Below are 22,105 nucleotides of genomic sequence, written 5' to 3'. Positions count from 1 at the left end.
TCGCGAACTCTTATATAAGAGTCTAGGCAAATCGTTCGACGGGCAACAGGCGGGCAATGGGCTTTTTGAAGGTTTTTTATTTAAACAAAATCAATGTGTTATTCAATTTGTTTTGTGATGTGAAACGCAATTTTCCATCTTGCAATGGGTCTCTTTGTGCCACGCAGCACGATTTTTTACGAAGCAAAAAAATTTTTCACATCGTGAAATCTACGCGGAGATAAAAAAGACCGGTGCCTAAGCACCGGTCCTGGGTATTTCGCTGTGGCGGCGGGGCGGCTCGAAGGCCGCGCCACGCCGTTTCAGGCGATTTAGCTGTCGCGACGCGCGCCACGCGGGCCGTCGTTACGGCGCGCGCCGTAACCGCCACCGCCTTCGCGCGAGCGGCCGTAGCCTTCGCGTTGCTGGCCGTAGCCGCCTCGGTTACCTTCGCCGCGCGAGCCGCCGCCGAAGCCGCCTTCACGCGAACCCGAGTTGTAGCCGCCTTCGCGGGCACCGTAGCCGCCGCGCGAGCCTTCCGGCTTGTTGCCCCAGCTGTTGCCGTTGCGATCGCCGCCGTTGCCGCCATTGCCGCCATTGCCGGCACGGGCGCCGTAGCCACCCGGCTTGCCGTTACCGTTGCCGAAGCGACGGCCACCGCCATTGCCGCCACCCGGGCGACCGCGGCCGCCAAAGCCACGGTTGGCCGGCGGCGCCTTGCGCGGCTCGAAGCCTTCCACGACGTTCACCGGCAGCGGCGAACGCACGAAGCGCTCGATACGCTTGAGGGCGCCTTGCTCGGCGTGATGCACGAGGCTCACCGCGGTGCCCGAGCGGCCGGCACGGCCGGTACGGCCGATACGGTGCACGTAGTCTTCGGCGAACTTCGGCAGGTCGTAGTTGAACACGTGCGTGATGCCGGGGATGTCGATACCGCGCGCCGCGACGTCGGTCGCGACGAGCACGCGCACGCGACGCTCGCGCAGCGCACGGATCGTGCGGTTACGCGCGCCTTGCGGCAGGTCGCCGTGCAGCGCGGCGCTTTCGAAGCCAGCGTCGGCGAGCTTGCCGGCGAGCTGGTCAGCGTCCATCTTGGTCGCCGTGAACACGACAGCCTGGTCGAGGCTCTCGTCGCGCAGCAGATGGTCGAGCAGACGATCCTTGTGATCGCGGTCGTCCACGTAGTGCACGGTTTGCGCGATGTTCGAGGCCGCCTCGACCTTGCGCACGATCTCGATGCGCTCCGGGTCCTTCAGCAGGCGGCCGGTGATCGAAGCGATCTTGCCGTCGAGCGTGGCCGAGAACAGCATCGTCTGACGCGTTTCGGGCGTAGCGGCGACGATCGTGTCGATGTCGTCGATGAAGCCCATGTCCAGCATGCGGTCGGCTTCGTCGAGCACGAGCATCTTGAGTTCGGACAAGTCGATGCGGCCGCGCTCGAGGTGATCGAGCAGACGGCCCGGGGTCGCCACGAGAATCTCGGGGTTCTTTGCGAGCAGCATCAGCTGCTGGCCGTAAGCCACGCCGCCGAGAATGCTGACCGTGCGCAGGCGGCGCAGGTGCTTGCCGTACGTCGAAGCAGCCGTGGTCACCTGCATCGCGAGTTCACGCGTGGGCGTGAGGACGAGGAGACCGGGGCGTGCCACCGGTTGCGGACGGCGCTGGCGGCGATCGCCTTGCGGGCCGTTCGCGCCTTGCGGGCGCGGCTCGCGCGGCTGGGCGGCCAGGGCCTTCTGGATCTGCGCGAAGCGCTCGATGGCGGGCAGCATGAAGGCTGCGGTCTTGCCCGAACCGGTCGGGCTCGAGACCAGCAGGTCGCGTCCGGCGATGGCGACAGGAATGGCGCGTTCCTGCACCGGCGTCGGAGCCTTGTAGCCCGCTGCGATCAGCGCGGAGACGATCTCCGGCGACAGACCGAGTGCCGCGAACGCCGCACCGTCGGTCACATCGGCGGCCTGCGCGGGGGCTTCAACGGAAGCGTCGGCGGCGGCGGAAAGACCGAGGGCCTGATCGGCGATTGCGTCCAGGGGGCTTTGGGTATTGCTCGAAGTCATGAAAATCCTTGTTACACAGGAAATAGAACGTCGGCGCCAATCGGCATACCCAAGTCGTCGGATTTTGCGAACAAATCGAAAAACGGGGGCAATCCGCACACAATGGCGGATTTTTCGTTAGAAGCTGTTTTGGGTGCGGCTCAGGCCGGGATTGGCCAGCCGCCAGCCTGATATTGACGGCCCCAAAAAAAGGGCCATGGCAGGGGGGGACAGGTTCTAAACTGGATTGGAGCTTAACGCTACGAGGCGTTGTGCTGATCGAACGAGCGACCGGAGCACAACGCAGCGCGCAGTATATCTCGTTTTGTTGCGACGCGCCAGAGCGACGCACCGCGAGGGCACGGCTGCGGCGGTGTGACGCAGTGGGCGGGGCGCCTCAACTCGTCACGCGCGCCTTGTCAGTTGCGCGCGTTCAGCTCGTGGCGCCGCTCTTGAGCGATTCAACCAATTCTACGTATTGCTGCCTGGCCGTTTCCTGCGCGGTGCCTTGCAGCGCGGCCCACGCTTCGTACTTGTACTTGCCGACGATATCGGTGAAGCCGGGCTTGTCGCCGTGCACGTCGCCTTCGGTGGCCTGCTTGAAGAGTGCATAGAGGCGCAGCAGCGTCAGATTGCCGGGGCGCTCCGGCAGTTGCTGCACGTCTTGCTGGGCTTGGGCGAACTGAGTGTTCACGTCGCTCATGATTGTTTCCTCCGCATAGTGGTTCAGGTCAGCGCGCCGATGGTAGCAGCGCAAACCCCGGAAAAGCTGGAGCGATTCCTCCACTCGTGCCGGGCACGGGTGGGCCAGAGGAGGCCATGACGCCTGACCCTTGTGCATCCGCCGGTTGGCGAGAGCCCTGGGCCCGCGCGGAGGGCGGGGCATTACAATAGCGCTCATGACCGAAACCGTGCTGCTTGCCCTCGATACTTCGACCGAATATTGCTCGGTCGCGCTGCTTCGCGTCGCCCCTGGCGGCGCAGATCTTTCTCCCTCTACCGGCGGCGAGGCTGCTACCGCGTCGCGCTCGGAAGTCAGCGTCTGGGTGCGCCACGAAGCCACCGGTGCCGTCTCCAGCACGCGGCTCCTGCCGGCCATTGGCGAATTGTTCGACGAAGCCGGCCTCACGCTCGCCGACTGCGACGCGATCGCGTTCGGCGCGGGCCCGGGCTCCTTCACGGGGCTGCGCACGGCGACGGGCGTGGCACAAGGGCTTGCGTTCGGCCTCGATATCCCGGTGGTGCCCGTGGGCACGCTGCTCGTGTGTGCGGAGAGCGCGAGGCTGCGCGATCCCGCCGCGACCCGCGTGCTGGCCGCGCTCGACGCGCGCATGGATGAAGCCTACTGGGCCGACTACGCGTGGGATGCCGCAGCCGGCGACTGGCGCACGCTGCAGGCCGCATCGCTCGACGCGCCGGAGCATATCGCCGCGCCCGACGCGCCGTTCACGCTGGCGGGCAACGCCGCCGCAGCGTTCGGCGCGCGCCTGACGGCCGCCGCCGCCGCGCGCACGATCGACGCCGAGGCGCTCCCGCACGCGCTGCCGCTGGCGCACGCGGCGTTGCGCGCGTATCGCGCGGGCCGCACGCAACCCGCCGACCAGGCTGCGCCCGAATACGTGCGCAACAAGGTCGCGCAGACCACGGCCGAGCGCCTGGCCGCGAAGGCTGCCGCTCACGGTGGCGCAGGCGGAGAGGGCGCGCAATGAGCGGCGTGCTCATGACGGACCGCTACCTGTCGCCGATGACCGAAAGCGACCTGGACGAAGTCGCGATCGTCGAGCGTTCCGCCTATGAGTTTCCGTGGTCGCGCGGCAACTTCGAGGATTCGCTGCGCAATGGCTACTACGGGCTGTGCATGCGCCATGTCACCGGCACGCTGATCGGTTATTGCGTGCTGATGCCCGTGGTCGACGAGATGCATCTGCTGAATCTGTGTGTTGCGCCTCAGGCGCAGGGCGCGGGCGCGGGGCTCGCCATGCTGCGCGAGGCGGTGCGCATTGCGCGCACGCAGGGGCTCGAAGGCCTGCTGCTCGAAGTCCGGCCTTCGAATCACCGGGCAATCCGGTTGTACGAACAGTTCGGCTTCGTCACGATCGGCCGCCGCAAGAACTACTATCCGGCCCGGCACCACAGCCGCGAGGACGCACTCGTAATGCGTTTTTCTTTTGCAGGGGAGGGCGCGGATGTCGCTCGATGAGATCGCGCTGGAGGAGCTTGGGCTCGCGCCGCGCTGGGTGCGCAAAGGGGCGCGGGGTGCTGCGCCGCTCGAAGCAGCGCGCGAAGATGAGGCCGCTGCGCCGTCGTCCGCGGTGACACGCGCGCAAGCCGAGGCGCCGGCGGCGCCGGTGGTGCCGGTCGTGCATCGTCCGGTCGCTGCGGCGGAGCGGTCCGAGATACACCCGGCCGCCGCGGAGCGCTCGCAAGCACCGCAGCCCGTTGCGCGCGCTGCTTCGCCATCGACGCCCGCACCGCGTTCATCGGACGAACCGCCGCCCCTCACCGACGAAGATTTCGCCTGGTTCGACACAGTGGCCCAGCCGGTTCTGCCTCACGACGCCGAGCCGGCGCAGGCTGACGGCGCACCGCGCAACGATGTCGCGACGCTCGACTGGGACGCGCTCGCCGAATGCGTGGCCTCGTGCACGCGTTGCCGCCTGTGCGAGAAACGCACCAACACCGTGTTCGGCGTAGGCGATCGCGCGGCCGACTGGATGCTGATCGGCGAGGCGCCCGGCGAGAACGAGGACCGCCAGGGCGAGCCCTTCGTCGGGCAGGCCGGCAAGCTGCTCGACAACATGCTGCGCGCGCTCTCGCTCGCCCGTGGCGAGAACGTCTATATCGCGAACGTCATCAAGTGCCGCCCGCCCGGCAACCGCAATCCGGAACCCGACGAGGTCGCGCGCTGCGAGCCGTATCTGCAGCGGCAGGTGGCGCTCGTGAAGCCGAAGATCATCGTCGCGCTCGGGCGTTTCGCGGCGCAAAGCCTGCTCAAGACCGATGGCAGCATCGCGTCGCTGCGCGGACGCGTCCACGAATACGAGGGCGTGCCCGTCATCGTCACCCATCACCCCGCTTATTTGCTGCGCAGCCTGCACGACAAGGCGAAGGCCTGGACCGACCTCTGTCTCGCCCGCGACACCTGGCGTGCGGCGTCCGGCGGCGAGCAATGAACGCCGCGCGGCCCGCGAACGTATCCGGCGCCCAATGTGCCGGGGGCGACGGCGGGCCGCAAGACGATGCTGGGTCTCAGCGTGTGCCTGGTAGCGGCGCGAACCGCGACATACTCGATCGCCTCGCCGATCCGGCCGTGCGCGATCTCGCGTGGCTGCTTTTCAGCGCGGATCTGTTGCGTGCGCAACCACCGCTAGCTCCATTGGCGCAATGGTGCGCCGATGCCGATGAAGCGCGCGCCACACGCGACTGGCTCGCGCAACTCGATCGCGATCCGGCGCGGCTGCATGAAGCGCTCATGGCCGCGCCGACGCACCGCCTCGGCCGCTATGCCGAAAATCTGCTGGGATGGTTTCTCGCGCATGGACCGGCGGCGCAGCTCGTCGCGCAGAACGTGCCGCTACGCCGTGCGGGGCTCACGCTCGGCGAGTGCGATTTTCTCGTGCGCACGCGGGCCGGCGAACGTTTGCATTGGGAGCTGGCGGTGAAGTGCTACCTGCACGCAGGACCGGGCGGTGACGCACGTGCGTCGCTCGCCGAATTCGTCGGGCCGAATCTGCGCGATCGCTTTGATCTGAAACTGACGCATCTGCGCGACCGTCAACTGCGTTTAAGCGCACACGAAGAATTCGCTTCGCTGGGCTACGAAGGCCATTGGCTCGCGCAGATGTTCGTGAAAGGCTGGCTCTTCTACCGGGCGGGAGAGGGGGCGCCGTCACGGGTGGAGGACGCCTCCGAGCTGACCGCGGATCATGGGCGTGGCTGGTGGGTGACGTGCTCGGACTGGCCGGCGTTCGCCGGGCAACAGGCCGCCGATGGCTGGAGCGTCCTGCCGAGGCTCGCATGGCTCGCGCCGCGCAGGCTGGCGGACGCGCCCTGCGTCGACCCCAACGCGTTACTCGATGCGTTAGCCCGGCCAGACGAGCCCGCGCTGATTGCGGCATTCACGCCCGACAGCGCAGGCGGCTACCGCGAACAGTCGCGCGGCTTCATCGTTCCCGACGACTGGCCTGCGCGCGCCGCGGCATTTGCACGTCAATAAGCGCGCGCAAGCACGCTCACCACCAGCGCCAGAAGTGATGCACGGGTCCGACGCCATGACCGACGTCGAGCCGCTCACTGGCCTCGAGCGCCGCCGTCAGATACTGCTTGGCTTCGCCAATGGCCGTTGCGAGCGTCCCGCGCTGCGGCCACAGTGCGGCAATCGCAGACGAGAGCGTGCAGCCCGTGCCGTGCGTATTCGTGACCGGCACGCGCGGGCCGCCCAGGCGCAGCGTGCCGCCGGCTTCGATGAGCCAATCGGGGCTGTCCGCGCTGCCCAGATGCCCGCCTTTCATGAGCACCGCCTGCGCCCCGAGCGCGCGCAGCGCTTCGCCTTGCTCGACCATCGCGGCTTCGTCTGCGGCGGGCGGCACGCCGAGCAGCGCCGCGGCCTCCGGCAGATTCGGCGTGACGACGCCCGCGAGCGGCAGCAGCTCCTCGCGCAGCGCAGCGACGGCTTCGGGCGCGAGCAGGGCGTGATTGCTCTTCGAGATCATCACGGTGTCGAGCACGACGCGCGGCGGCTGATGGCGGCGCAGCGCGTCGGCGACGGCGCGCACGATCTGCGCGTTGGCGAGCATGCCGATCTTCACGGCGTCGATGCGGATGTCGTCGAACACGGCGTCGAGCTGCGCGGTGACGAAGCCCGCGTCGGGCGCGTGGATCGCGGTGACGCCACGCGTGTTCTGCGCGGTGAGCGCCGTGATGACGCTCGCGCCGTACGCGCCGAGCGCGGAGAACGCCTTGAGGTCGGCCTGAATGCCCGCACCGCCGCCCGAGTCGGAGCCGGCGATCGTGAGAACGTTGGAAATCGGTGAAGTCATGGCAGCGTCAGGTGCGCGTCGCGCGCGGCCGGTCGACAAGACGTGCCGCGCGTGCGCAGGGAAGGAACGATTCAGCAGAGGTGTTGGCCGGACGGTGTGCAGTCAGGCGCGCCCATCAATGCCTGTGATTTTCGCCGATCAGCGCGACCGAGTCGAACGAGCGTTGATTCGCCTGGTGGCGGCGCATCACGAGCCACATCATCAGACAGACGAACGTGCCGAACAGCACGATCACGATCGTCACCGGCACGTCGAGCCAGACGAGCACGGCGTAGAGGCACAGCATCACGAGCACCGAGAGGTTCTCGTTGAAGTTCTGCACGGCGATGGAGTGGCCCGCGGAGAGCAGCACGTGGCCGCGGTGCTGGAGCAGCGCGTTCATCGGCACGACGAAGAAGCCCGAAAGGCCGCCTACGACCATGAGGAAGATGTACGCAAAAATCAGGTAGCCGGGAATGCGCATGTGGCCGATATGCAGGCCCCAATGCGGCGGAAAGAGATGGCGCGTGTAGAACGCCATGAGCATGACCGCAAGACCCATGATGATGCCGACCGGCAGCACCGAGAGCGACTTCTTGAGCGGCACGCGCGCGGCCGCGATCATGGCGCCGGCCGCCACGCCCACGGCCACCACGGCCTGCAGCACAGCGCCTTCGGAGAGCGACATGCCGAGTGAGACTTCGGCCCACTTGAGCACGATGAATTGCAACGTCGCGCCCGCGCCCCAGAAGAGCGTCGTGACCGCGAGCGAGATCTGCCCGAGCTTGTCGCGCCAGAGCGTGTTGAAGCAGTCGGCGAAGTCGCTGATGAGGCGGATGACACCGTGCTGCTGGCGCGGGTAGCGTGCGCCGGTGTCGGGAATGCGCAGATTGAAGAGGGCGGCGATTACGTAAATCACCATGATGACGACCATCGCGGCTTCGGCGGGCGTGCTGATCGCGGCGGGCGTATGGCGTAGCACATGCGACGCGATGTGGGGGCTGATCAACGCGCCGCCGAGCACGGTGCCGAGAATGATCGAGCCGACTGTCGTGCCCTCGATCCAGCCGTTGGCGGCGACGAGGCGCTCAGGCGGCAGCAGTTCGGTCAGGATGCCGTACTTGGCGGGAGAATAAGCCGCAGCCCCGAAACCCACAACGCCATAGGCGAACAAGGGATGGGTGCCTGCCAGCATCATGGCGCAGCCCACGACCTTGATCGTGTTCGTGATGAACATCACGCGGCCCTTAGGGCGGGAATCTGCGAAGGCGCCGACGAAGGCGGCAAGAACGACGTAGGAGAGGACGAAGAACAGCTTGAGCAGCGGCGTCATCCAGTTCGGGGCGTGGAGGTCTTTCAGCAGTGCAATTGCAGCGATGAGGAGCGCATTGTCGGCCAACGACGAAAAAAACTGCGCGGCCATGATGGTGTAAAAGCCTTTTTTCATCTGATGCGATGCTTTCCTCGCTGCGGTCCGTCCGCCCCGGACGGGTGGGAGGCATCCGGGCTTATTACGTTCGAAATGGGTTGTGCGCAGGGCTTTATATCACGAAAATAGGTGTATTCGGACTAGCACAATCCTTGAGCGCCCGTCAGGCGGGCCTGCGGGGCGCTGAAAACACCCTGTAAGCTCCTGATTCGAAAGCGTCTTTGCGAAAAAATCTCCCATGCCGCGCCCCCTCTCAGCAACGATTCACACCGCCGCTCTCGCCAATAACCTCGCCGTCGTCCGCCAGTACGCGCCAAAGTCGAAAATCTGGGCCGTGGTGAAGGCCAACGCCTACGGGCACGGGCTTGCGCGCGCGTTCCCCGGCCTGCGCGCAACCGACGGTTTCGGCCTGCTCGACCTCGAGGAGGCCGTGAAGCTGCGCGAACTCGGCTGGGCGGGGCCGATCCTGCTGCTCGAAGGTTTCTTCCGGCCGACCGACATCGACGTGATCGACCGCTACAGCCTCACGACCGTCGTGCACAGCGACGAGCAGATGCGCATGCTCGAAATGGCGCGTCTGTCGAAGCCGGTCAACGTCCAGCTCAAAATGAACAGCGGTATGAACCGGCTCGGCTACACGCCGGAGAAGTACCGCGCCGCATGGGAGCGTGCGCGTGCCTGTGCAGGCATCGGCCAGATCACGCTGATGACGCACTTCGCCGACGCCGACACGCCGCGCGGCGTCGGCGAGCAAATGGAAACGTTCGAGCGCGGCGCGCAAGGCATTGCCGGCGCGCGCAGCCTCGCCAATTCGGCCGCCACGCTGTGGCATCCTTCGACGCACTTCGACTGGGTGCGCCCCGGCATCATTCTGTATGGCGCTTCGCCATCGGGTTTCGCCTCGGCGCTCGAAGGCACAGGCCTGCAACCGGCCATGACGCTCGCGTCGGAACTCATCGCCACGCAGCATGTGGCTGAAGGACAGACCGTCGGCTACGGCTCGATTTTCACGGCGCGCAAGCCCATGCGCATCGGCGTGGTGGCGTGCGGTTACGCCGACGGCTATCCGCGCGTCGCGCCCGAAGGCACGCCCGTGATCGTCGACGGCGTGCTCACGCATGTGGTGGGCCGCGTCTCGATGGACATGCTTACCGTCGACCTTACGCCAGTGCACACCGCGGGCGTGGGCGCGCGCGTGGAGCTGTGGGGCAACAATCTGCCCATCGACGACGTCGCGAAAGCCTGCGGCACGATCGGCTACGAGCTGATGTGCGCCGTTGCGCCGCGTGTTCCCGTGCGGGCCGAATAACGCCATGGCAAAGAGCATGGCGAAGGTCAAGACACTGTATACATGTACCGAATGCGGCGGGCAGGCTCCCAAGTGGCAAGGCCAGTGCCCCGCGTGCGGCGCGTGGAACACGCTCGTGGAGGGCGTTGCGGAAACGGCGAGCAGCCACCGTTTCCAGTCGCTCGCGAAGAGCGCCCCGGTGCGGCGTCTCGCCGATATCGAGGCGTCCGACGTGCCGCGCTTCACGACCGGCGTGGGCGAGTTCGACCGCGTGCTGGGCGGCGGCCTCGTCGCAGGCGGCGTGGTGCTGATCGGCGGCGACCCCGGGATCGGCAAATCGACGCTACTCTTGCAGTCGCTCGCGCAAATCGCGGCTGAGCGTCGTGCGCTCTATGTGAGCGGTGAAGAATCGGCGGCGCAGATCGCGTTGCGCGCGCAACGACTGGCGCTGCTCGATCCCGGCTCCATGGCGAGCGAGCTGCAACTGCTCGCCGAGATCCAGCTCGAAAAGATCCAGGCGACGATCGAGGCCGAGAAGCCCGACGTCGCGGTCATCGACTCGATCCAGACGATCTACTCCGAAGCGCTGACTTCCGCGCCCGGCTCGGTCGCGCAGGTGCGCGAGTGCGCGGCGCAGCTCACGCGCATCGCGAAGCAGTCGGGCACGGCGATCATCATGGTCGGCCACGTGACGAAGGAGGGCAACCTGGCGGGTCCGCGCGTGCTCGAGCACATCGTCGACACCGTGCTGTATTTCGAAGGCGACACGCATTCGTCGTTCCGGCTCGTGCGCGCGTTCAAGAACCGCTTTGGCGCGGTCAACGAGCTGGGTGTGTTCGCGATGACGGAGAAGGGCCTGCGCGGCGTGGCGAATCCCTCGGCGCTCTTTCTCTCACAGCACGAGCAGAGCGTGCCGGGCTCCTGCGTGCTCGTGACCCAGGAAGGCTCGCGTCCGTTGCTCGTCGAAGTGCAGGCGCTCGTCGATACGGCGCACGTGCCGAATCCGCGACGCCTCGCCGTCGGCCTCGAACAAAACCGGCTCGCCATGCTGCTGGCGGTGCTGCATCGCCATGCCGGCATCGCGTGCTTCGATCAGGACGTGTTCCTCAACGCCGTGGGCGGCGTGAAGATCACGGAGCCGGCCGCCGATCTCGCCGTGCTGCTCGCCATTCATTCTTCGATGCGTAACAAGGCGTTGCCCAAGGGTCTGATCGTTTTTGGCGAAGTCGGGCTCGCGGGCGAGATCCGACCCTCGCCGCGCGGGCAGGATCGTCTGAAGGAAGCCGCCAAGCTCGGGTTTTCATGCGCCCTGATTCCCCGCGCCAATGCGCCGAAACAGCCGATCGAAGGTTTACAGGTGATTGCGGTGGAGCGCCTCGAGGAAGCGATCGACCGGATACGCGAACTGGATTGAGCGGGCCGCGCACGTGCAGAAGGCCTGTACTGGCGCGTAATGATTAGTAACAACCCTGGTTCCGGCTGTAACCATTTCAGACTGCGATTTCCCTATCCTTGGCGCGGTGTTCAACCCGTGTCGAGCGGAAAGGATAGCGACTTGAAACAGACTGATACGTCCTTCGGCGGTCGTTCGATCGTCGTGCGCGGCTGCCGGGTGTCCGAGCCGCTCATGCAACCTTGGGGCAGCACGTGCCGCATCGTCGAGTGGATCGATGGCGACGGGCGCATTTCGCGCCGCGTGGTAGCAGAAGACGTGACGGCGGCCGAAGTGCGCAGCACCATTGCGCACCACGTGGAAGGCCGCAAGTACGTCATGTACGACGACGAGCGGTCGCCGCGGCAAACGCTGCCGCGACGCTAAACCAATATGGGCGCTGCGATGCGCCCATTTTTCATTATGCTCAGGGGCATGCGGGTTACGGCGAGGACTAGCCCCAAGGGCCGTAAGTGAAGGGCTTCTTGCCGCCAGGCGCGCCCGGCGTGTCGGTGCCTTGGCCTGGTTGGGCGGGTTGGACCGGTCGGGCAGGTTGGGCGGCATGCGTACCTTGCGGGTGAACACCTGGCTGAAAAGGCGCCGCCTGCATACCGGGCGTGGCCTGCTGCGTTTGCCTCGCGGCCATTTCGTCCATCATGGCTTGCAGCACGTCGGCGTTGAAGAGGGGATGGCGCGACGCCTCGCCTGGCGTGAGGACGGGCGATACACAGGTGTCGATCGCCTCCAGACGGTCGATCCAGGTCTGCAGCGACTCCGACTCGATGATGGCCGCCAACTCGCGCGTGAGCGCCGCGGCATCCGCGCCGCCGATCGCCTGACCGAGGCTCCAGTGGCGTTCGGCCCAGTCGTCGCGGCCAATGGCCCGGCACAGCGTCTGCCAGAACTTCAACTCGAGCGCGCCGACGGCGAGCCACCGCCCGTCTTGTGTGCGATAGAGGTTGTAGCAGGGCACGCCGCCGTTGAGCAGACCGCCGCCCGGCTGCAGCGCCGCGGCGTCGTCGTTGGCGAGCGCGACCTGGGCGACCACGTTGTGCGCGTAGCTCGCGTGCGCCATCGAAACATCGACGAAACGACCTTCGCCACCGCGCGCCACCTGCCAGAGCGCCGCGAGAATCTGGGTGACCGCACTGAGTGCGCCGCCAAGCAGGTCGGCAATCTGGAAGTTGGGCAGCACCGGCACGCCGTCGCGCGCGGCCAACTGGTCGAGCACGCCCGAATAGGCGACATAGTTGATGTCGTGGCCAGGATGGCCGGCGAACGGGCCGGTTGTGCCGTAGCCCGTGATCGCGCAGTAGACGAGTTTCGGATTGACCTTGCGCAATGCCTCGTAGCCTACGCCGAGGCGGTCCATCACACCGGGCCGGAAGCTTTCGACGAGCACGTCGGCGTCGCGGGCAAGCGCAAACAACACCGAACGGCCGCTCTCGGTCTTCAGATCGACTCGCGTTTCGCGCTTGCCGCGATTGACGAGGCGATAGAACGCGCCGGGGCGCGCGGCCACTTCGTCCACTGCGCTTTGCATCATCACGCGCGCCGCGTCGCCTGCACCGGGCGGCTCGATTTTCAGGACATCGGCGCCCATTTCCGCGAGCCGCAACGTGGCCACGGGCCCAGGCAAGAGGCGGGTCAGATCCAGTACGCGAAGGCCCTGCAATGCGGCGGGTGACGACACTCGTGGCTCCCTGGCGAAAATACCTGGCGAAAGCGCCTGGTGGCGCGATGGTGAAGCAGCGTTGCGCTAGCCGATCTGCTCGAGTTCCTCGTGCGCATCGAGCCATTCGGCTTCGAGCGTTTCGAGGCGCGAGGCGACTTCGGCCTGGCGGCGAATCGCGTCGGTCAGGCGGCTCTTCTGCTGAGGCTCGTAGCTCGCCGGGTCGGCGACGAAGGTGTCGAGCGTGCTCTTTTCGCTGTTGAGCGCATCCATTTCCTTTTCGATCTTGCCGATTTTCGCCTGTAACGGCTTCTTCAGGTGCGCAACCTTCTGGCGCTGCCCGGCTTCCTGGCGGCGCTGTTCCTTGCGATTGACGCCATCGGCGGCACCTGCGCCATTTGCCGCATCCGCCGTGCCGGAAGCGGCCTCCTTGAGCGCCGCGCGTTGCTCGGCCGCGTGTTGCAGCAGCCAGTCGCGGTAGTCGTCGAGGTCGCCGTCGAACGGCTGCAGACGGTGCTTCGCCACCAGCATGAACTGATCGGTCGTGGCGCGCAGCAAATGCCGGTCGTGCGACACGAGGATCAGCGTGCCTTCGAACTGCGCGAGCGCCATGGTGAGCGCATGCCGCGTTTCGAGGTCGAGGTGGTTGGTCGGCTCGTCGAGCAGCAGCAGGTTGGGCTTTTGCCAGATGATGAGCGCGAGCGCGAGGCGCGCCTTCTCGCCGCCCGAGAACGGCGCGATGGGCGCCGTGGCCATTTCGCCGGGGAAGTTGAAGCCGCCGAGGAAGTCGCGCAGCTCCTGCTCACGCGTGTCGGGTGCGAGACGGGCGAGATGCTGGAGCGGCGAGTCGTCCGGGCGCAGCGTTTCGAGCTGGTGCTGCGCGAAATAGCCGATTTGCAGGCCCTTGCCCGTGCCCATCTCGCCGGAGAGCGCCGCGAGCGTGCCCGCGAGCGTCTTGATGAGCGTGGACTTGCCCTGGCCGTTCGCACCGAGCAGGCCGATACGCTGGCCGTTCTGGATCGAGAGCGTGACGCGCTCGACGATGGGCGTTTCGCTGCCATCTTCAGCCCGATAGCCGCAGCGCACGTCTTCCATCACGAGCATGGGGTTGGGCGCGGAGTCGGGCGTGCGGAATTCGAACGTGAACGGCGAACTGGCGTGCGCCGGTGCGATCAACTCCATCTTTTCCAGCGCCTTCACGCGGCTTTGCGCCTGGCGCGCCTTGGTGGCCTTGGCCTTGAAGCGGTCGATGAAGCTTTGCAGATGGGCGACGGTGCGCTGCTGCTTTTCATAGGCGCTTTGCTGGAGCGCCAGTTGTTGCGCGCGCAGGATCTCGAACTGCGAGTAATTGCCGCCGTAACGCTTGATCTGCTGGTTCTCCAGATGCAGCGTGACGTTGCAGATCGAGTCGAGGAATTCGCGGTCGTGCGAGATTACGACGAGCGTGCCGGGATAGCGGTGCAGCCAGTCTTCGAGCCAGACGATCGCGTCCAGATCCAGGTGGTTCGTGGGCTCGTCGAGCAGCAGCAGGTCGGAGCGGCACATGAGCGCCTGCGCGAGGTTCAGGCGCATGCGCCAGCCGCCCGAGAAGCTCGAGACGCTCTGGCGCGTTTGCTCGAGCGTGAAGCCGAGGCCGAGGAGCAGCGCTTCGGCTCGCGCGGGAGCCGTGTAGCCATCGGCGTCGGCGAAGGCACCGTGCGCTTCGGCTTCCGCCGCGCCGTCGTGCGCCGCCGAGGCCGCGGCGATGCGGGCCTCGATTTCGCGCAGCGCGGCGTCGCCGTCCAGCGCGTAGTCGAGCGCGGTGCGCTCGACCGCCGGCGTTTCCTGCGCGACGTGCGCGATGCGCCAGGACGGCGGCAGCGAGAAGTCGCCGGCGTCGGCGTGCAGTTCGCCGCGCAGCACGGCGAACAGGGTCGATTTGCCCGCGCCGTTCGCGCCGATGAGACCGACCTTTTCGCCGGGGTTCAGCGTGAACGAGGTCTGTTCGAAAAGCGGCTTGGTGCCGCGGGCAAGACTGAATTGGTTGAAGCGGATCACGACGGCGCCGGCAGGAAGAAAACGAAAGAAAGCGCTATTTTAAACCGGGGCGCGCAGCCTGGGCGCGCTCAGGCCGGCATTGGCCGAACGGCTAGCCGCCTGGTCGAGTGCTAATTGCGCGTTTTCTCACGTAGACTGGCGCTTTTCCACGGGAGAGCCAGATGACATCGATCTATTCGTTTTCGGCGCAACCGCTCGGCGGCGGCGAGCCGGTGAGCCTCGAGCGCTATACGGGCAAGGTGCTCCTGATCGTCAATACCGCGAGCGAATGCGGATTCACGCCGCAGTACGCGGGCCTGCAAACGCTGTATGACCAGTACGCCGCGCGCGGGCTCGCGGTGCTCGGCTTTCCGTGCAACCAGTTCGGCAAGCAGGAACCCGGCGACGCCGCGCAGATCGGCAGCTTCTGCGAGAAGAACTACGGCGTCACGTTCCCCATGTTCGAAAAGATCGACGTGAAAGGGGCGAACGCGCATCCGCTGTATCGCTGGCTCACGGGCGAGGCGCCGGGGCTGCTCGGGCTCGGCGGCATCAAGTGGAATTTCACGAAGTTCCTGGTCGACCGCAACGGCGATGTGGTGAAGCGCTATGCGCCGATGACGAAACCCGAGGCGATTGCAGCGGACATCGAAAAGCAGCTCTGAGCGCAGCCTGGCGGCGCAGGCGCGCTAGAGAATCGGCGCGAAGAGCCGCGCGAGATGCATCGTGATCTTGCGCCACGCGGGCGCGTCGCGGTATTCGCTGCGATCGATCTCGAACGCCTCGTCGAAATCGCGCAGCAGCATCGCTTCGACTTCGGCCGCGAAGCCGCGATGCACGGTCAGCACCATGATCTCGAAGTTCAGGCGAAACGACCGGTTATCCAGATTCGCGCTGCCGATCGCCGCAGCCACGTCGTCGATCAGCACGACCTTCTGGTGCAGGAAGCCCGGCTTGTAGCGAAAGATGCGGATGCCCGCGCGTACCGCATCGAAGGCGTACAGCATCGACGCCTCGAAGACCACGTAATGGTCGCGCCGGCTCGGGATCATGATGCGCACGTCCACGCCGCGCAGGGCCGCGAGGCGCAGGGCCGAAAACACGGCTTCGTCGGGCACGAGATAGGGCGTCGTGATCCACAGGCGTTTTTTCGCGGCATTGATCGCCTCGACGAAGAAGAGCGAGCAGGTCTCCTGGCGGTCGGCCGGCCCCGTGGGCAGAACGAGGCAGTACATGTCGTCGCCGTCCCGCGGCACGACCGTGGGCGGCTCGCAGCCGGGCAACTGCTGGGTGGCCCAGTACCAGTCCTCGGTGAAGGCGAACTGCACGTTGGCGACCGCCGGTCCGCGCAGTTCGATATGCGTGTCGCGCCACGGAGAAAGGCGCGTGTTCGCGCCCAGGTATTCGATGCCCACGTTGTGGCCGCCCACGAATGCGTGCTGGCCGTCCACCACGACGATCTTGCGGTGGTTGCGGAAATTGAGCTGGAAGCGATTCACGAAGTGACGTTTCGTCGAGAACGGGTGCACTTCCACGCCGCCGTCCTGCAACTCGTGCACGTAACTGGCGGGCAGGTCGAACGAGCCGATGCTGTCGTAGAGGAAGTACACGCGTACGCCGCGTTTCGTGCAGTCGAGCAGCACATCCTTGAGCATGTCGCCGAGCGCGTCGGCGCGCACGATGAAGAACTGCACGATCACGTAGTGCCGGGCTTGCTCGATCGCATCGAAGATGGCGGAGAAGGTCGCTTCGCCATTCACGAGCGTGCGCACGGCGTTGCCCGGCACGAGCGGCATCCCGCCCAGGCGCGCGAACGTGCGGATCACGCGTACGCCCAGCTCGTCGGCAGGCCATTCGCCCGCGCGGACGAGCTTGTCCCAGTCGGGCGCGTGAGCGCGTGAGCGCAAGGTTTCGTTGCGCAGCCGCCGCGCGTCCGCATAGCCCGCGAACTTGCTGCGGCCAAGAAAGAGATATGGGACGAGCGTGAGGTAGGGCATCGTCGCGAGAGAGACGGCCCAGGCAATCGCGCCTTGCGAGGTGCGCGTGTTGAGGATGGCGTGGCACGCTGCGATCAGTCCGAGCAAATGGATGATCGCGAGCAGCGTGCCGAGATGTGACCAGTCGAATCGCATAGATGCGTGGGACGCTCCTTCAGCCGGACGCAGGACCGGCCCGCGCCGGGAAGCGCACGGCCGGAGGGCTCAATCTTACCGAACCCGCTGCGATGACGGCGAGCGCCCCGGTCCTGCGCGCGGCGAGGCACGGCGCACAGGCGCCGCGGCTCTTTCGCACAGGACGATCAGACCGGCAGATCGCAGGCCTGGATCAGGAAGACCTGGTCGTCGCCGGCGCTCGTCGAGAGCCAGACGAGATCGAGGCCGCCGAACGCCGCTTCCACGTTCTCGCGTTCGTTGCCAATTTCGATCACCAGCACACCGTCGTCGGTGAGCCAGTTGCGTGCGTCCTTGACGATGCGGCGCACGATGTCCATGCCGTCCGCGCCGCCCGCGAGCGCCAGTTCCGGCTCGTGGCGGTATTCGGGCGGCAGCGCCTGCATCGAGTCGGCGTTCACGTACGGCGGGTTGGTGATGATCACGTCGTAGCGGCGCTCGGGCAGCGGCGCGTACAGGTCGCCTTCGAAGAGGGCGATGCGCTCGTCGAGATCGTGTTCGTGCACGTTGCGCCGCGCCACTTCGAGGGCGGGTGCGGACAGATCGACCGCATCGATGTCGGCGTTCGGAAACGCGTGCGCCGCGAGAATCGCAAGGCTCGCCGAGCCGGTGCATAGCTCCAGCACCGCCGTGACTTGTTCGGGATCTTCCACGTAGGGCTGCAGGCCGTCTGCGAGCAGCTCGCCAATGAACGAGCGCGGCACGATGACGCGCTCATCCACGTAGAAGCGCAGGCCGTGCATCCACGCTTCCTGCGTGATGTAGGCCGCGGGGACGCGGTCGGTCGCGCGGCGCTCGATCACGCCGAGCACCTTGTCGATTTCCTCGCTCGTGAGGCGCGCGTCGAGAAACGGGTCGAGCAGGTCGAGCGGCAAATGCAGCGTGTGCAGGATCAGGTACGCGGCTTCGTCGTAGGCGTTGTTCGAGCCGTGGCCGAACGCGAGTTGCGCGGCCGAAAAGCGCGAGACACCGTAGCGCAGCAGGTCGCGAACGGTGGCAAAGGTAGCGGCGAGCGGATGGGTCATGTTCTGGACTCCAGAGCGTGTTCGGTGGGCCGGTCAGGCGATCAGCTGTTCGAGCACGCGGCGATAGACGTTCTTGAGCGGATCGATGAATTTCACTTCGATATGCTCATCGATCTTGTGGATGCTGGCGTTCGGCGGCCCGAACTCCACGACTTGCTCGCACATGCGGGCGATGAAGCGGCCATCGGATGTGCCACCTGTGGTCGAAAGCTCGGTCGTGACGCCGGTTTCGTCGTGGATCGCTTTTTCGAGCGCATTCGAGAGCGCGCCGCGCGGCGTGAGAAAGGGCAGGCCGCTCACGCTCCAGTGCAGGTCGTATTCGAGGCCGTGCTTGTCGAGGATCGCGTGGACGCGCTTTTGCAGGCCTTCCACCGTGCTCGCGGTCGAGAAGCGGAAGTTGAACATCACATCAGCGTGGCCCGGAATCACGTTGCTCGCGCCGGTGCCGCTGTGCATGTTCGACACCTGCCACGTGGTGGGCGGGAAGTACTCGTTGCCGTCGTCCCACTTTTCGGCGACGAGTTCGGCGAGCGCGGGCGCCAGCAGATGCACCGGGTTCTTCGCGAGATGCGGATAGGCGATATGCCCCTGCACACCCTTCACGACGAGCTTGCCCGACATCGAGCCGCGGCGGCCGTTCTTCACGCAGTCGCCGAGCGTATGCGTCGAAGTCGGCTCGCCCACGATGCAGTAATCCATTTTCTCGCCGCGCGCCTGCAGCGCCTCGACGACCTTCACGGTCCCGTCGGTGGCCGGGCCTTCTTCATCGCTCGTGATGAGGAACGCGATGGCGCCGCGATGCTGCGGATGCGTCGCCACGAACTCTTCGCTCGCCACCACGAAGGCCGCGAGCGAAGTCTTCATGTCGGCGGCGCCGCGGCCGTAGAGGATGCCGTCGCGATGCGAGGGCTGGAACGGCGGCGAACTCCATTGCTCGATGGGGCCGGTGGGCACGACGTCGGTGTGGCCCGCGAAGGCGAGCAGCGGGCCTTGCGCGCCCGCAGTGCCGCGCTTGACGGCCCACAGGTTGGTCACGCCGTTGGATTCGATCGTTTCGCACGCGAAGCCGAGCGCACCAAGGCGTTCGGTCATGATGCGCTGGCAGTGCTGGTCGTCGGGCGTGACGGACGCGCGCGCGATCAGGGCTTCGGTAAGGGCGAGGGTGGCGGACATAAAAAGACCACTTTCAATAAAAATGCCGGCGCCGCTGATGGAGCAGGGGCCGGCAACAACGTGTCATGACCATGTGCGCCCAAGCTGCCATCAAGCAGTTCAGACGCACCGGTCTCATGCGGCGCTCAAGCGAACAGCTCCGCATACTGGTCGGCGGAAAAGCCGAGCGTCTTTACGCGGCCGTTCACCACGACGACGGGCCGCTTGATGATCGACGGCTTGTGGATCATCAGCGCGATCGCGCCGGCGGTCGTGTCGGCTTCGGCCTTGTGCACGTCCGACAGGCCGCGCCAGGTCGTGCCGCGCTTGTTGATCAGCTGATCGAGCGACACGTCCTTGAGCCAGTCCTGGACGAGCGCATTCGAGACGCCAGCTTTCTTGAAGTCGTGAAACTCGAACTCGACGCCATGCTCTTCGAGCCACACACGGGCCTTCTTCACGGTGTCGCAGTTCGGAATGCCGTAGACGACGGTCTTGGCGGACTTCGCCATCAGTCGCCTCGCAGCAGCTCGTTCAGGCCGACCTTGGCGCGCGTCTTGGCGTCGACCTTCTTGACGATCACGGCGCAGTACAGGCTGTGCGAGCCGTCCTTCGAGGGCAGGTTGCCCGCGACCACGACCGAGCCTGCCGGGATGCGGCCGTACGAGACTTCGCCGGTTTCGCGATCGTAAATCTTGGTCGACTGGCCAAGGTAGACGCCCATCGAGATGACCGAGTTCTCTTCGACGATCACGCCTTCCACGACTTCCGAGCGCGCGCCGATGAAGCAGTTGTCTTCGATGATGACCGGGTTGGCCTGCAGCGGCTCCAGCACGCCGCCGATGCCGACGCCGCCCGAAAGGTGCACGTTCTTGCCGATCTGCGCGCACGAACCGACCGTGGCCCACGTATCGACCATCGTGCCTTCGTCGACATAGGCGCCGATGTTGGTGTACGACGGCATCAGCACGACGTTCTTCGCGATGAACGAGCCGCGGCGCGCGATGGCCGGCGGCACGACGCGAAAGCCGCCGGCGGCGAAGTCTTCGGCCGTGTAGTTGGCGAACTTCGAGGGCACCTTGTCGTAGAACTGGCTGTAGCCGCCCGCGGGCATCGGTGCGTTGTCTTCCAGGCGGAACGACAGCAGCACGGCCTTCTTCACCCATTGGTTGACGACCCAGTCGCCGTCCTTCTTCTCGGCGCAGCGCAGCGCGCCTTTGTCCAGCTCGGCGATGACATGGGCGACGGCTTCGCGCACGTCGTTCGGAGCCGACCTGGGCGAGAAGTCGGCGCGGTTTTCCCAGGCGGTGTCGATGATCTGCTGAAGTTGTTGCGACATGGTGGTGATTTCGTGAGATTGATGGTTGAAAGCGGTGTTGCGCGCCGCAAGGGGCGGGACCGCGGCGCGCACGAAAAAGGCTTTACGGTTTGAGCGAGCGGCAGAACTCGACGATGCGCTGCGCGCCTTCGATGCACTCCTCGACGTCGGCGACGAGCGCCATGCGCACGAAGTCTTTACCCGGATTCGTGCCATGCGCCTCGCGCGCGAGGAACGAGCCGGGCAGAACCGTCACATTATAGTCGGCGTAGAGACGCTGGGCGAACGCGGTGTCCGCGAGGCCGGTGCGCGCGACGTTGGCCCAGAGGTAGAACGCGGCGTCGGGCAATTTCACGTCGAGCACGTCGGCGAGCATGGGTGTGACGGTCGAGAACTTCTTCACGTATTTCGCGCGGTTTTCGCGGACGTGCGCCTCGTCGCCCCATGCCGCGATGCTGGCGGATTGCCAGACCGGCGACAGTGCCGCGCCGTGATAGGTGCGGTACAGCAGGAACTGCTTGAGGATGGCGGCGTCCCCGGCGACGAACCCCGAGCGCATGCCCGGCGCGTTCGAGCGCTTCGAAAGGCTCGACAGCATGACGAGGCGCTCGAAGCCGCGGCCCAGCTTGTGCGCCGCTTCGAGACCGCCGAGCGGCGGCGTGGCCTCGTCGAAGTAGATCTCCGAGTAGCACTCGTCCGAGGCGATCACGAAGCCGTAGCGGTCGGAGAGCGCGAACAGCTCGCGCCAGTCGTCGAGCGTGATCACGGCACCCGTGGGATTGCCGGGCGAGCACACGTACAGCAGCTGCGTGCGCGCCCAGACTTCTTCGGGAACCTGCGAATAGTCGCAGGCGAAGTTGCGGGCCGGATCGCTATTTACGAAGTACGGCTCGCCGCCGCCGAGCAGCGCGGCGCCTTCGTAGATCTGGTAGAAAGGGTTCGGGCAGAGTACGATCGCCCGCTTTGCGGGGTCTTTCACGCCCGCTGTCGGGTCGACCACGGCCTGCGCGAGCGCGAACAGCGCCTCGCGCGAGCCGGACACAGGCAGGATTTCCGTGTTCGCATCGATGGCCGGCAGCCCGTAGCGCGCCTTCACCCAGTTCGCAATCGACTCGCGCAGCGCCGGGGTGCCCGCCGTGGCCGGGTACGACGAGAGGCCGTCGAGCGAAGCGATGATGGCGTCGCGGATCAGCGCCGGCGTGGGGTGTTTCGGCTCGCCGATCCCGAAGCTGATGTGGCGCAGGCCGGCGTTCGGCGTGATGTCCTTGAAGAGCACGCGCAGCTTTTCGAAGGGATAGGACTGAAGGGTATCGAGTAGCGGATTCACTTGGGGCTGGACAGGCGTGGGCGAAAGACGGATGGCATGGCGCGCAGGATTCGGGTGGCCACTGCGGGCCGGCGAGCCGGTTGCACCGCGCTCGGCGTACAAACACCGATGAACGGCGCGGCCTTGCGGCTGCAAGCGGTCGATTATAGCGTGGCGCCGCTGCTGCTGCGGGCGCCGGCCGGATCCCGCCCTGGCGCGGCCGGTGCCTGCCGGGCGACGAAATAAAGGAAAAGCATGAAAGCTTC

20 protein-coding genes are annotated in these 22,105 nt (G+C 66.2%); 8 read left to right on the top strand and 12 right to left on the bottom strand.

All coding sequences use genetic code 11. The annotated features are described in order from the left end of the window. Positions 1 to 311: 311 nt before the first annotated feature. Positions 312 to 2,033, bottom strand: coding sequence for a DEAD/DEAH box helicase (locus tag ACOJB8_RS24265; protein WP_475014732.1), 1,722 nt, complete (start codon positions 2,031 to 2,033; stop codon positions 312 to 314). Positions 2,034 to 2,445: 412 nt separating this feature from the next. Further along, a complete protein-coding gene (locus ACOJB8_RS24260) occupies positions 2,446 to 2,715 on the bottom strand; it encodes an acyl-CoA-binding protein (RefSeq protein ID WP_028204087.1) in 270 nt (89 codons plus the stop codon). 196 nt (positions 2,716 to 2,911) lie between these two features. Between ACOJB8_RS24260 and tsaB the strand changes: the two genes are divergently transcribed. The 4 genes from tsaB to ACOJB8_RS24240 are packed head-to-tail and all read left to right on the top strand — an operon-like array spanning position 2,912 to position 6,228. Then, positions 2,912 to 3,721, top strand: coding sequence for a tRNA (adenosine(37)-N6)-threonylcarbamoyltransferase complex dimerization subunit type 1 TsaB (gene tsaB, locus ACOJB8_RS24255; RefSeq protein ID WP_342945849.1), 810 nt, complete (start codon positions 2,912 to 2,914; stop codon positions 3,719 to 3,721). After that, positions 3,718 to 4,212 carry a ribosomal protein S18-alanine N-acetyltransferase gene (gene rimI, locus ACOJB8_RS24250; protein ID WP_069265597.1) on the top strand — a complete coding sequence of 165 codons (495 nt, stop codon included), beginning with the start codon at positions 3,718 to 3,720 and terminating at the stop codon, positions 4,210 to 4,212. The genes tsaB and rimI overlap by 4 nt, the downstream gene beginning before the upstream one ends. Then, the gene (locus ACOJB8_RS24245; protein WP_475014729.1) at positions 4,199 to 5,185 is read left to right on the top strand and encodes a uracil-DNA glycosylase; all 987 of its coding nucleotides are present in this window, start codon (positions 4,199 to 4,201) and stop codon (positions 5,183 to 5,185) included. Before rimI ends, ACOJB8_RS24245 begins: the two co-directional genes overlap by 14 nt. Beyond that, positions 5,182 to 6,228, top strand: coding sequence for a DUF1853 family protein (locus tag ACOJB8_RS24240; protein WP_475014727.1), 1,047 nt, complete (start codon positions 5,182 to 5,184; stop codon positions 6,226 to 6,228). Before ACOJB8_RS24245 ends, ACOJB8_RS24240 begins: the two co-directional genes overlap by 4 nt. A gap of 16 nt (positions 6,229 to 6,244) precedes the next feature. Here the strand turns inward: ACOJB8_RS24240 and thiD are convergent, their stop codons facing one another. Both thiD and lplT read right to left on the bottom strand, forming a co-directional pair. Then, positions 6,245 to 7,051 carry a bifunctional hydroxymethylpyrimidine kinase/phosphomethylpyrimidine kinase gene (thiD, locus tag ACOJB8_RS24235; RefSeq protein ID WP_342945846.1) on the bottom strand — a complete coding sequence of 269 codons (807 nt, stop codon included), beginning with the start codon at positions 7,049 to 7,051 and terminating at the stop codon, positions 6,245 to 6,247. Positions 7,052 to 7,166: 115 nt separating this feature from the next. Continuing rightward, on the bottom strand, positions 7,167 to 8,477 hold the full coding sequence (gene lplT, locus ACOJB8_RS24230; RefSeq protein ID WP_069265601.1) for a lysophospholipid transporter LplT: 1,311 nt from the start codon (positions 8,475 to 8,477) through the stop codon (positions 7,167 to 7,169). A 220-nt stretch (positions 8,478 to 8,697) separates the two neighbouring features. On the opposite strand from lplT, the gene alr reads away from it, so the two are divergent. From alr to ACOJB8_RS24215, 3 genes are all read left to right on the top strand, one after another. Beyond that, entirely contained in the window at positions 8,698 to 9,768 is a 1,071-nt protein-coding gene (gene alr, locus ACOJB8_RS24225; RefSeq protein WP_069265602.1) for an alanine racemase, read from the top strand. A 16-nt stretch (positions 9,769 to 9,784) separates the two neighbouring features. Then, on the top strand, positions 9,785 to 11,161 hold the full coding sequence (radA, locus tag ACOJB8_RS24220) for a DNA repair protein RadA (RefSeq protein WP_069265603.1): 1,377 nt from the start codon (positions 9,785 to 9,787) through the stop codon (positions 11,159 to 11,161). Positions 11,162 to 11,302: 141 nt separating this feature from the next. Then, the gene (locus tag ACOJB8_RS24215; protein ID WP_042265827.1) at positions 11,303 to 11,566 is read left to right on the top strand and encodes a DUF2866 domain-containing protein; all 264 of its coding nucleotides are present in this window, start codon (positions 11,303 to 11,305) and stop codon (positions 11,564 to 11,566) included. A 67-nt stretch (positions 11,567 to 11,633) separates the two neighbouring features. Here ACOJB8_RS24215 and ACOJB8_RS24210 read toward each other — a convergent pair whose 3' ends face one another. Together ACOJB8_RS24210 and ACOJB8_RS24205 are read right to left on the bottom strand one after the other, a co-directional pair. After that, positions 11,634 to 12,872: a CaiB/BaiF CoA transferase family protein gene (locus ACOJB8_RS24210; protein ID WP_342945844.1), complete on the bottom strand. Its 1,239-nt coding sequence runs from the start codon at positions 12,870 to 12,872 to the stop codon at positions 11,634 to 11,636. 66 nt (positions 12,873 to 12,938) lie between these two features. Then, positions 12,939 to 14,888 (bottom strand): ATP-binding cassette domain-containing protein, encoded by a 1,950-nt coding sequence (locus tag ACOJB8_RS24205; protein WP_069265604.1) that lies wholly within the window; start codon positions 14,886 to 14,888, stop codon positions 12,939 to 12,941. Between the two features lie 161 nt (positions 14,889 to 15,049). Between ACOJB8_RS24205 and ACOJB8_RS24200 the strand changes: the two genes are divergently transcribed. Further along, positions 15,050 to 15,532, top strand: a complete 483-nt coding sequence (locus tag ACOJB8_RS24200; protein WP_069265605.1) for a glutathione peroxidase — start codon at positions 15,050 to 15,052, stop codon at positions 15,530 to 15,532. A 24-nt stretch (positions 15,533 to 15,556) separates the two neighbouring features. Here ACOJB8_RS24200 and cls read toward each other — a convergent pair whose 3' ends face one another. The 6 genes from cls to dapC form a co-directional block, all read right to left on the bottom strand. After that, on the bottom strand, positions 15,557 to 16,999 hold the full coding sequence (gene cls / locus ACOJB8_RS24195; protein WP_342945842.1) for a cardiolipin synthase: 1,443 nt from the start codon (positions 16,997 to 16,999) through the stop codon (positions 15,557 to 15,559). A 167-nt stretch (positions 17,000 to 17,166) separates the two neighbouring features. Continuing rightward, a complete protein-coding gene (gene prmB, locus ACOJB8_RS24190; protein WP_342945841.1) occupies positions 17,167 to 18,063 on the bottom strand; it encodes a 50S ribosomal protein L3 N(5)-glutamine methyltransferase in 897 nt (298 codons plus the stop codon). 33 nt (positions 18,064 to 18,096) lie between these two features. Continuing rightward, on the bottom strand, positions 18,097 to 19,236 hold the full coding sequence (gene dapE / locus ACOJB8_RS24185) for a succinyl-diaminopimelate desuccinylase (protein WP_069265608.1): 1,140 nt from the start codon (positions 19,234 to 19,236) through the stop codon (positions 18,097 to 18,099). A gap of 125 nt (positions 19,237 to 19,361) precedes the next feature. Continuing rightward, positions 19,362 to 19,727 carry an ArsC family reductase gene (locus ACOJB8_RS24180; protein ID WP_028204073.1) on the bottom strand — a complete coding sequence of 122 codons (366 nt, stop codon included), beginning with the start codon at positions 19,725 to 19,727 and terminating at the stop codon, positions 19,362 to 19,364. After that, positions 19,727 to 20,554, bottom strand: a complete 828-nt coding sequence (gene dapD / locus ACOJB8_RS24175) for a 2,3,4,5-tetrahydropyridine-2,6-dicarboxylate N-succinyltransferase (RefSeq protein ID WP_069265609.1) — start codon at positions 20,552 to 20,554, stop codon at positions 19,727 to 19,729. The genes ACOJB8_RS24180 and dapD overlap by 1 nt, the downstream gene beginning before the upstream one ends. An 82-nt stretch (positions 20,555 to 20,636) precedes the next feature. Then, the gene (gene dapC / locus ACOJB8_RS24170) at positions 20,637 to 21,860 is read right to left on the bottom strand and encodes a succinyldiaminopimelate transaminase (RefSeq protein ID WP_475014720.1); all 1,224 of its coding nucleotides are present in this window, start codon (positions 21,858 to 21,860) and stop codon (positions 20,637 to 20,639) included. Positions 21,861 to 22,105: the final 245 nt, after the last annotated feature.

This window comes from Paraburkholderia sp. BR10141 (genome assembly GCF_056155635.1).
The sequence above is the reverse complement of the archived record's forward strand: the minus strand, read 5'-3'. Positions and strand labels throughout refer to the sequence as shown.

What these genes read in the sequence shown, in the direction of transcription:
- prmB (WP_342945841.1), bottom strand. Translation starts at nt 18,063, where the DNA reads ATGACCCATCCGCTCGCCGCTACCTTTGCCACCGTTCGCGACCTGCTG.
- ACOJB8_RS24240 (WP_475014727.1), top strand. Translation starts at nt 5,182, where the DNA reads ATGAACGCCGCGCGGCCCGCGAACGTATCCGGCGCCCAATGTGCCGGG.
- dapE (WP_069265608.1), bottom strand. Translation starts at nt 19,236, where the DNA reads ATGTCCGCCACCCTCGCCCTTACCGAAGCCCTGATCGCGCGCGCGTCC.
- alr (WP_069265602.1), top strand. Translation starts at nt 8,698, where the DNA reads ATGCCGCGCCCCCTCTCAGCAACGATTCACACCGCCGCTCTCGCCAAT.
- ACOJB8_RS24245 (WP_475014729.1), top strand. Translation starts at nt 4,199, where the DNA reads ATGTCGCTCGATGAGATCGCGCTGGAGGAGCTTGGGCTCGCGCCGCGC.
- ACOJB8_RS24265 (WP_475014732.1), bottom strand. Translation starts at nt 2,033, where the DNA reads ATGACTTCGAGCAATACCCAAAGCCCCCTGGACGCAATCGCCGATCAG.
- ACOJB8_RS24260 (WP_028204087.1), bottom strand. Translation starts at nt 2,715, where the DNA reads ATGAGCGACGTGAACACTCAGTTCGCCCAAGCCCAGCAAGACGTGCAG.
- ACOJB8_RS24180 (WP_028204073.1), bottom strand. Translation starts at nt 19,727, where the DNA reads ATGGCGAAGTCCGCCAAGACCGTCGTCTACGGCATTCCGAACTGCGAC.
- thiD (WP_342945846.1), bottom strand. Translation starts at nt 7,051, where the DNA reads ATGACTTCACCGATTTCCAACGTTCTCACGATCGCCGGCTCCGACTCG.
- cls (WP_342945842.1), bottom strand. Translation starts at nt 16,999, where the DNA reads ATGCGATTCGACTGGTCACATCTCGGCACGCTGCTCGCGATCATCCAT.
- radA (WP_069265603.1), top strand. Translation starts at nt 9,785, where the DNA reads ATGGCGAAGGTCAAGACACTGTATACATGTACCGAATGCGGCGGGCAG.
- dapD (WP_069265609.1), bottom strand. Translation starts at nt 20,554, where the DNA reads ATGTCGCAACAACTTCAGCAGATCATCGACACCGCCTGGGAAAACCGC.
- tsaB (WP_342945849.1), top strand. Translation starts at nt 2,912, where the DNA reads ATGACCGAAACCGTGCTGCTTGCCCTCGATACTTCGACCGAATATTGC.
- rimI (WP_069265597.1), top strand. Translation starts at nt 3,718, where the DNA reads ATGAGCGGCGTGCTCATGACGGACCGCTACCTGTCGCCGATGACCGAA.
- lplT (WP_069265601.1), bottom strand. Translation starts at nt 8,477, where the DNA reads ATGAAAAAAGGCTTTTACACCATCATGGCCGCGCAGTTTTTTTCGTCG.
- ACOJB8_RS24200 (WP_069265605.1), top strand. Translation starts at nt 15,050, where the DNA reads ATGACATCGATCTATTCGTTTTCGGCGCAACCGCTCGGCGGCGGCGAG.